Origin of the sequence: Streptomyces alkaliterrae, from assembly GCF_007097205.2 — a bacterium.
In the GTDB taxonomy this organism is placed as follows: Bacteria; Actinomycetota; Actinomycetes; order Streptomycetales; family Streptomycetaceae; genus Streptomyces; species Streptomyces alkaliterrae.
Genome location: NZ_VJYK02000251.1, coordinates 1 through 7,969, shown reverse-complemented (window position 1 = coordinate 7,969; position 7,969 = coordinate 1). Strand labels below are relative to the sequence as shown.

10 protein-coding genes are annotated in these 7,969 nt (G+C 72.3%); 8 read left to right on the top strand and 2 right to left on the bottom strand.

Translation table 11 applies throughout. The annotated features are described in order from the left end of the window. Positions 1–65 precede the first annotated feature (65 nt). Positions 66–878 carry an inositol monophosphatase family protein gene (locus tag FNX44_RS20310; protein ID WP_143649933.1) on the top strand — a complete coding sequence of 271 codons (813 nt, stop codon included), beginning with the start codon at positions 66–68 and terminating at the stop codon, positions 876–878. Between the two features lie 68 nt (positions 879–946). On the opposite strand, the gene FNX44_RS28150 is transcribed toward FNX44_RS20310, so the two are convergent. Then, complete coding sequence (locus tag FNX44_RS28150) at positions 947–1,114, bottom strand: hypothetical protein (RefSeq protein WP_173019235.1); 168 nt, start codon at positions 1,112–1,114, stop codon at positions 947–949. Positions 1,115–1,480: 366 nt separating this feature from the next. Between FNX44_RS28150 and FNX44_RS20305 the strand changes: the two genes are divergently transcribed. The 3 genes from FNX44_RS20305 to FNX44_RS20295 all read left to right on the top strand — a co-directional run bounded on the left by FNX44_RS20305 (position 1,481) and on the right by FNX44_RS20295 (position 4,231). Next, a complete protein-coding gene (locus FNX44_RS20305; protein WP_143649931.1) occupies positions 1,481–2,134 on the top strand; it encodes a response regulator transcription factor in 654 nt (217 codons plus the stop codon). 69 nt (positions 2,135–2,203) lie between these two features. Next, a complete protein-coding gene (locus tag FNX44_RS20300) occupies positions 2,204–3,481 on the top strand; it encodes a sensor histidine kinase (protein WP_143649929.1) in 1,278 nt (425 codons plus the stop codon). Positions 3,482–3,931: 450 nt separating this feature from the next. Beyond that, a complete protein-coding gene (locus FNX44_RS20295) occupies positions 3,932–4,231 on the top strand; it encodes a DUF4193 domain-containing protein (RefSeq protein WP_143649927.1) in 300 nt (99 codons plus the stop codon). Positions 4,232–4,526: 295 nt separating this feature from the next. Here FNX44_RS20295 and FNX44_RS20290 read toward each other — a convergent pair whose 3' ends face one another. Then, positions 4,527–5,024, bottom strand: coding sequence for a DUF3093 domain-containing protein (locus tag FNX44_RS20290; RefSeq protein ID WP_143649925.1), 498 nt, complete (start codon positions 5,022–5,024; stop codon positions 4,527–4,529). Positions 5,025–5,082: 58 nt separating this feature from the next. Here FNX44_RS20290 and FNX44_RS20285 point away from each other — a divergent pair, with 58 nt between their 5' ends. From FNX44_RS20285 to FNX44_RS20270, 4 genes are all read left to right on the top strand, one after another. Then, a complete protein-coding gene (locus tag FNX44_RS20285; RefSeq protein WP_323369525.1) occupies positions 5,083–5,667 on the top strand; it encodes a PaaI family thioesterase in 585 nt (194 codons plus the stop codon). Next, the gene (gene dut, locus FNX44_RS20280; RefSeq protein WP_143649922.1) at positions 5,664–6,230 is read left to right on the top strand and encodes a dUTP diphosphatase; all 567 of its coding nucleotides are present in this window, start codon (positions 5,664–5,666) and stop codon (positions 6,228–6,230) included. The genes FNX44_RS20285 and dut overlap by 4 nt, the downstream gene beginning before the upstream one ends. A gap of 1 nt (position 6,231) precedes the next feature. Then, a complete protein-coding gene (locus FNX44_RS20275) occupies positions 6,232–7,014 on the top strand; it encodes a DUF3710 domain-containing protein (protein WP_143649920.1) in 783 nt (260 codons plus the stop codon). Positions 7,015–7,216: 202 nt separating this feature from the next. After that, a complete protein-coding gene (locus FNX44_RS20270; RefSeq protein WP_143649918.1) occupies positions 7,217–7,924 on the top strand; it encodes an ABC transporter ATP-binding protein in 708 nt (235 codons plus the stop codon). The last annotated feature ends 45 nt before the right edge of the window (positions 7,925–7,969 follow it).

The window sequence follows — 7,969 nt, the reverse complement described above, 5'->3', positions numbered from 1 at the left end:
GGCGGGTGGCGCCCGCTCGCCGCGCGGGCGCCACCCGCCCGCCGGCCCGGCACGAGGAGCCACCGATGACCGACACCCCCGAGACCGGGCTGTACACCGAACTGCTCGACATCGCCCTGGAGGCCGCGCGCCGCGCCGGAGCGCTGCTGCGGGAGGAACGACCCGAGGGCCTCGGCGTCGCCGCGACCAAGACCAGCCCGATCGACGTGGTCACCGAGATGGACCTGGCCTCGGAGAAGCTGATCACCGCCTACCTGGCGGAGTTCCGGCCCGATGACGGCCTGCTCGGCGAGGAGGGCGCGAACAGCGCCGGCAGCAGCGGCGTGCGGTGGGTCGTCGATCCGATCGACGGCACGGTGAACTACCTCTACGGCCGGCAGGACTGGGCGGTGTCGATCGCCGCCGAGCTGGCCGGCGAGACCGTCGTCGGGGTGGTCGCCGCCCCGGCGCGTGGCCACGTCTACCACGCGGTGCGCGGCGCCGGGGCATGGCTCGGCGGGGAGCGGCTGCACTGCCGGCCCGCACCGCCGTTCGCGGAGGCGCTGATCGGCACGGGTTTCGGGTACGTACGGGAGCGGCGCCAGGCACAGGCGGAGGTGGTCGCCCGGCTGCTCCCGCAGGTGCGGGACATCCGGCGCTCGGGCTCGGCGGCACTCGACCTCTGCGACGTGGCCGCCGGACGGCTCGACGGCTACTACGAGCGCGGCACCCATGCCTGGGACCACGCCGCCGGAGAGTTGATCGCCCGGGAGGCGGGCGCGCTCACCGGAGGGCGTCCCGGCCGGCCCGTCGGCCCGGAGCTGGCGGTTGCCGCCTCTCCGGCCGTGTTCGACGAGCTCCAGCCGCTTCTGGAAGACCTGGGGGCGTGGCACGACTGAGCCTCCAGGGGCCCCTCACGGGCCCAGCAGGCCGTCCCGGCGCTGGGCCGGGACGGCGGCGGTGGCCGTCAGCTCGCGACCACCTGGACGCCGTGTTCCTGCGCCAGGCGGCGCAGATCGTCAAGCTCTGCCTCCTCGACCTCCACGAGGAAGTCGTCACCGGCTTCACGAGCGCGGTGCAGGTCGTGTTCCGTGCTCCTTATCCGCTGGAGGAGTCCGGCGGTGAACGCGTCCATCGTGCGCCCCCTCGTCATGGGTAGGTGGCACAGGGGTGTGCCGAGGATGGGCCGATCACGGCGTGGTCCCGATGTGGTCGTGCAGCGCGCATGGCTTGCCGCCTACCGGGCGTGATCGAGGGTGTGCGGTTGTCCTCCCCTCCGGGAACCTCAGAGAAACCTCAGATCCCGGCGAAAATCCGCGGAGCGGCCGCGGATCCGCCGCAGAGCCACCTCCGGCCCGCCGCGGAACCATCGCGGACCCGCCCGCCGGCGCTCGGCGAAACGCCGCCGCCCGCCGGCCCGACCGGGGCCTTACCGCCGGTTTACCGCTGTTCGGGGCACGATGGGTGGTGAATCCGATCAGCGTGAGGGAAGGACAGCACCGTGCGCGTACTCGTCGTCGAGGACGAGCAACTGCTCGCCGACGCCGTGGCCACCGGACTGCGCCGGGAGGCGATGGCCGTCGACGTGGTCTACGACGGCGCCGCCGCGATCGAGCGGGTGGAGCTGAACGACTACGACGTGGTCGTACTCGACCGCGACCTCCCCCTTGTGCACGGCGACGACGTCTGCCGCCGGGTGGTGGAGCTCGGACTTCCCACTCGGGTGCTGATGCTCACCGCCTCCGGGGACGTCAGCGACCGGGTCGCCGGCCTGGAGCTGGGGGCCGACGACTACCTGCCGAAGCCGTTCGCCTTCACCGAGCTGATCGCCCGCGTCCGGGCGCTCGGCCGCCGTACCAGCGCCCCGCTGCCGCCGGTGCTCGAACGCGCCGGCATCCGGCTGGACCCCAACCGCCGGGAGGTGTTCCGCGACGGCCGCCAGGTGCAGCTCGCGCCGAAGGAGTTCGCGGTCCTGGAGGTGCTGATGCGCAGCGAGGGCGCGGTCGTCTCGGCGGAGCAGCTGCTGGAGAAGGCGTGGGACGAGAACACCGACCCGTTCACCAACGTGGTGCGGGTGACGGTGATGACGCTGCGGCGCAAGCTCGGCGAGCCACCGGTGATCATGACCGTCCCCGGCTCCGGCTACCGGATCTGAACGACTCGCCGGATCTGCCCGACTCGCGGATCCGGACGACCAGCACAACCCAAGGAACCGAGGACTACGGTGCCCGCTCCCACCAACCCGCCGCCGAACTGGGGCGGCCCCACGGCCGGCCAGGCGCCCGGCGTGCCGCCCAGGCCGACGTGGAACCCGGCCACCCCGGCGGTCTTCCCCCGGCTGCGCCCCACGATCCGCATCCGGCTCACCCTCCTCTACGGCGGGATGTTCCTGATCGCAGGCATGCTGCTGCTCGCGATCATCTACCTGCTCGCCGCCCGTGCCATGCAGGACGGCACCACGATGCCGATCCGCATCATCGAGGGACGGGTACAGGCCACCAGCGACACCTGCCTGGTGCCGATCTCCGAGGCCACCACCGGCAGCCAGCTCAACGACGCCGTGCACGAGTGCCTGCGCCAGCAGCGCGCCCAGGCGCTCGACTCGCTGCTCAAGCGCTCCCTGGTGGCGCTGCTGGGGCTGGCTGTCGCCGCCTTCGCGCTCGGCTACCTGATGGCCGGACGCGTGCTGTCGCCGCTGGGGCGCATTACCCGTACCGCCCGTCAGGTGGCCGGCTCGGACCTGCACCGCAGGATCGAGCTGGACGGCCCGGACGACGAGCTGAAGGAGCTGTCGGACACCTTCGACGACATGCTCGACCGGCTCGACCGCGCCTTCACCGCCCAGCAGCGCTTTGTCGCCAACGCCTCCCACGAACTGCGCACGCCTCTGGCGATCAACCGCACGCTGCTGGAGGTGCAGCTGTCCGATCCGGACGCCTCCCCCGAGTTGCAGCAGCTAGCCAAGACGCTGCTGGCCACCAACGAACGCAGCGAGCAGCTGGTGGAGGGCCTGCTGCTGCTCGCCCGCAGCGAGAACGAGATCGTCGACCGGCGCCCGGTGGACCTCTCCGAGGCCGCTTCGCACGCCGTGGAGCAGGTGCGCCCCGAGGCCGAGGAGCGCGGCGTGGAGCTGCGCGGAGTGCGGCAGCCGGTGTACGTGCAGAGCAACGGTGTGCTGCTGGAGCGCATCGCGCTGAACCTGGTGCAGAACGCCGTGCGCTACAACGTGCGGGAGGCGGGCTGGGTGGAGGTGAGCACGATGGCAAGGCCGGGTCAGGCCGTGCTGACCGTGGAGAACACCGGACCGCAGGTACCCGCGTACGAGGTGGACAACCTGTTCGAGCCGTTCCGCCGGCTGAGGACCGAGCGGACCGGCTCGGACAAGGGCGTGGGCCTGGGACTGTCGATCGTCCGCTCGGTCGTCCGGGCGCACGGCGGCACGATCGCGGCGTCGCCCCGGCCGGACGGCGGCCTGCGCGTCGACGTGGTCCTCCCGGTGTGATCCGGGCCCGGACCGACGCCGCCGGCGGACCTCGCCGACACTGCCGGCGGATACCGGCGGCGTCGGGCCCGTCACCGTGAGCAGCCGCCAAGTGGGTAAATTTCTGGACAAGAAAACTCGCGTGTTCGAGTTGTGAGCGATCACACAGGCGAATTCTTCGCGCCCACTCAGCGTGACGGGCAAACTAGGACAGATCGGTGGATCGAGAAGGTTTCCGCAGGTTGTGATCGCGGGAAGTACCCGGGATGACAGCTCGCACAGGGCCCTTCGAGGCCTTTGCGGGTCTTGTCGACAGCCATGCCGCTCACCTCTTCAGGCGTCCGGTTGGGTGTCGATTGAGTAACAGACCTTGATGTGAGGCAAAATCTCCGCCTCGGGTCGGGCACAACTCCGACCGCTCACGCGTTACGTGCGCTGAGACACCACAGCAACCCGGAGGGGGAGAGCACCATGGCAACGGATTACGACACGCCACGCAAGACCGATGACGACGCCAACGAGGACAGCATCGAAGAGCTGAAGGCCCGGCGGAACGACAAGGCCGCCTCCAGCGTCGACGTCGACGAGTTCGAACAGGCCGAGGGGCTGGAGCTGCCCGGAGCGGATCTCTCCAACGAGGAGCTTTCCGTCCGTGTGCTGCCTCGTCAGCAGGACGAGTTCACCTGCATGAGCTGCTTCCTCGTGCACCACCGCTCGCAGCTGGCGGAGGAGAAGAACGGTCAGCCGATCTGCCGCGACTGCGCGGCCTGATCGCCGGCCGACAGCCGGTGGTCGGATTCCCGACGACGATGGTCGGACCCCCGACGACCAGCGCCAGGGCGGCCGCGTGCCTACGCACGGCGGCCGGGCGCGCGCACGCAGCGGAGCGAGGCCGGCCGGCCTCGCTCACCGTCGTGTGTGAGGCCGGCCCGGCCGGTGCGACCGTCCGTGGACCCGGCCGTGCGGCGTTCGGAACCGGTACACGATCCCCAGAGACCCGACGACGACCGAAGAGGACAGCGGGCGTCCCTGGGAGACGTGGCCGACCGACCGCGCCCGACCGGTCTCAGCCGCCGGTCGCCGAACCCTGCTCCAGCTCAGACGCCGACCCCTGCTCCAGCTCGGACCGGGCCGCCTCCAGCGCCGCGACCAGCCGTGCCGGCCGCCGCGTGGACAGGTAGAGGTAGGGCGTCGGATCGTCCGGGTCGACGACCGCCACCCGGACCGCCGTCGGCACGTACGACCGGAGCAGCATGAAGGCCCTCGGGTCCGCCTTGAAGGTCCGCCAGGCGTGACTCTCCTCCCGGTCCAGCGCCTCGGCCTTCCCCAGCGCGGACACCGGGACGCGCGCGTCCCCCGCCAGCAGTGAGCCGCCCACCACCCGCAGCCGTGCCGAGCCGTAGACGCTCACCACGGCCGCCGCGGCGCCCCCGGCCGCGACCAGCCCGACAAGACTCGGCAACAGCCCCAGCGGGAGCACGGTCAGTGCGATGCCGACCCCGCACAGCGCGGCCGTGAGCCACCAGGTACCGGGAGCGGTGAGGCGTTCGTCGTAGTGCTGCATGCGTCCAGCTTGGCACGCGGACCCACCGGTGCCCCCGGCGGCGGTAGGGTCAGGACTCGTGACAGCACCAAAGACCTCGCTCGTGCCGCCGGCAGAGGCCGTACCACCGGTTCGCCATCCCGACGCGCCGGCCCCCGGGGAGCCCATCGGGTCCCACTACGACCAGTGCTTCGGCTGCGGCTCCGGCCAGCCGCACGGTCTCCAGCTGGCCGCCCGGGCCGGTGACGGCGTCAACGTCACCGCCGAGTTCACGGTGCGCCCCGAACACCAGGGCGCACCCGGTCTCGCGCACGGCGGCGTGCTGGCCACCGCGCTGGACGACACGCTCGGCTCGCTGAACTGGCTCATGCACGTCATCTCGGTGACCGGCCGACTGGAGACGGACTTCCTCCGCCCGGTGCCCGTCGACACGGTCCTGCACCTCGACGCCGAGGTCACCGCCGTGCACGGCCGGAAGATCTACTGCACCGCCACCGGTCGCATCGGCGGACCCGAAGGACCGGTGGCCGTACGCGCAGACGCGGTGTTCATCGAGGTGAAGATCGAGCACTTCGTCAACAACGGCCGTCCGGAGGAGATCCAGGCCGCGATGAGCGACCCGGACCAGGTCCGCCGGGCCCGTGCCTTCGAGGTGAACCCGTGACCGCCCGCCCGCACGTCGAGGTGCTCATCCAGCGGATCGACCCCGAGGTCCCGCTGCCCTCCTACGCGCACCCGGGCGACGCCGGCGCCGACCTGGTGACCACCGAGGCCGCCGAACTCGCCCCCGGCGAGCGCGCCGTCCTGCCCACCGGCGTCTCCATCGCTCTGCCCGACGGCTACGCGGCCTTCGTGCATCCGCGCTCGGGTCTGGCCGCCCGCTGCGGCGTCGCGCTGGTGAACTCACCCGGCACGGTCGACGCCGGGTACCGTGGAGAGATCAAGGTGATCGTGGTCAACCTCGATCCGCGCGAGAGCGTGCGGTTCGAGCGGTTCGACCGCATCGCCCAACTGGTCGTCCAGCAGGTCGAGAAGGTGCGCTTCCACGAGGTCTCGGAGCTGCCGGGCTCGGCCCGCGGCGCCGGGGGCTTCGGCTCGACCGGCGGACACCCCGGCACACGGGCCGGCGGCGCGCCCTCGGGGCCTGCCGGCGCTGTTGGCTCTGCACCGCACAACTCATACGCTGCGGTCGGCGTGGACGACAACGCCGACCTGAAGGGACAGTGACGTGTTCGGACGTCGAAAGCGGGACGAGAAGCCCAAGGGCGTCTCGGACGACATCGAGGCCACCGAGACCACCGAGAACGGGGCCGCAACCGAGGACGCCGAGGACAACGGCGTCGACGAGGCCGCGCGGGTCAAGCTGCCGCCCGCCCCGCGCCCCGACGGCCCCTGGGACCTCTCCGAGGTGAGCGAGCCCGACAAGGGCCGGGTCGACCTGGGCGGACTGTACGTGCCCGGCGTCGAGGGCATGGAGCTGCGGGTGGAGGTCGCCGGCGACGCCATCGTCGCGGCCACCGTCGTCCTGCGGGACAGCGCCGTCCAGCTCCAGGCGTTCGCCGCGCCCAAGCGGGAGGGCATCTGGGACGAGGTCCGCGAGGAGATCGCCTCCGGGATCACCCAGCAGGGCGGTGTCATCGACGAGGTCGAGGGGCCGCTGGGCTGGGAGTTGCGGGCGCAGGTGCCGGTGCAGCTGCCGGACGGCAAGAACGGCGTGCAGGTCGTGCGCTTCGTCGGCGTCGACGGCCCGCGCTGGTTCCTGCGGGGTGTCATCTCCGGCCAGGGCGCCGTGCAGCCGCAGGCCGCCGGCCTGCTGGAGCAGATCTTCCGGGACACCGTGATCGTCCGGGGCGACTCGCCGATGGCGCCCCGCGACCCGATCGTCCTCAAGCTCCCGGAGGACGCCCAGATGGTGCCCGACACCGTCCAGCAGGACGCCTCCGGCGGCTCGCGCTTCGCCGGCGGCATCGACAAGCTGCAGCGCGGCCCGGAGATCAGCGAGGTCCGCTGACCCCCGCCGCGTGAGGACCCGCCCGGCCGCCGTGACTTTCGGGTCGCGGCGGCCGTCGCCCGTCGACTCCCGCCCGCCCGGCGTCTAGGCTCGACCCCGCGTGCAGTCCCGGCCCCCGGGACCGGCCGCGGCCCGGCGCGGCCACCACCGAGGTGCCGCGCGGACGGAGAACACGGGGAACCACGGGGAAGGGGCGGGACGCATGAGCGCGGAACAGCCGATGGTCGAGGTCCGGGACGTACACCGGTCCTACGGAAGCGGGCCCGGTGCGGTGCACGCCCTGCGCGGCGTCTCCCTGGCCGTGCCGCGCGGCGAACTCGTCGCCGTCACCGGCCGCTCCGGCTCCGGCAAGACCACCCTGCTCAACCTCGTCGGCGGCCTCGACACCCCGGACTCCGGAGCGGTCACCGTCGACGGCACCGACCTCGGCGACCTCTCCGAGACCGACCGCCTCGAACTGCGCCGCGACCGGATCGGCTACGTCTTCCAGTCGTTCGGCCTGATCCCCATCCTCACCGCCGCCGAGAACGTCGGCGTGCCGCTGCGACTGCGCCGCACCCCGCCCGCCGAACGCGACGAGCGCGTCGCGCTGCTGCTGTCCCTCGTCGGCCTCACCGACCACGCGGAGCAGCGGCCCGGCGAACTCTCCGGCGGCCAGCAGCAGCGGGTCGCCATAGCCCGCGCGCTGGCCAACCGGCCGGCGCTGCTCATCGCCGACGAGCCGACCGGCCAGCTCGACGCCGACACCGGGATGGCCGTGATGGAACTGCTGCGCGCCCTCGTGCACAGCTCGGACGTCACCGCGCTGGTCGCCACCCACGACAGCCGACTGGTCTCGCTCGCCGACCGCGTCTTCGAACTGCACGACGGCCGCGCCCGGGAACTGGCCCGCGCCGCCACCGCAGGCTGACCCCTGTCTCTTATACACAACTGACGCTGCCGACGATCTTACGCC

Bases quoted from the DNA above. Each gene is read 5' to 3' on its own strand.
- FNX44_RS20310 (WP_143649933.1), top strand. From the start codon at position 66: ATGACCGACACCCCCGAGACCGGGCTGTACACCGAACTGCTCGACATC.
- FNX44_RS28150 (WP_173019235.1), bottom strand. From the start codon at position 1,114: ATGGACGCGTTCACCGCCGGACTCCTCCAGCGGATAAGGAGCACGGAA.
- FNX44_RS20295 (WP_143649927.1), top strand. From the start codon at position 3,932: ATGGCAACGGATTACGACACGCCACGCAAGACCGATGACGACGCCAAC.
- FNX44_RS20290 (WP_143649925.1), bottom strand. From the start codon at position 5,024: ATGCAGCACTACGACGAACGCCTCACCGCTCCCGGTACCTGGTGGCTC.
- FNX44_RS20270 (WP_143649918.1), top strand. From the start codon at position 7,217: ATGAGCGCGGAACAGCCGATGGTCGAGGTCCGGGACGTACACCGGTCC.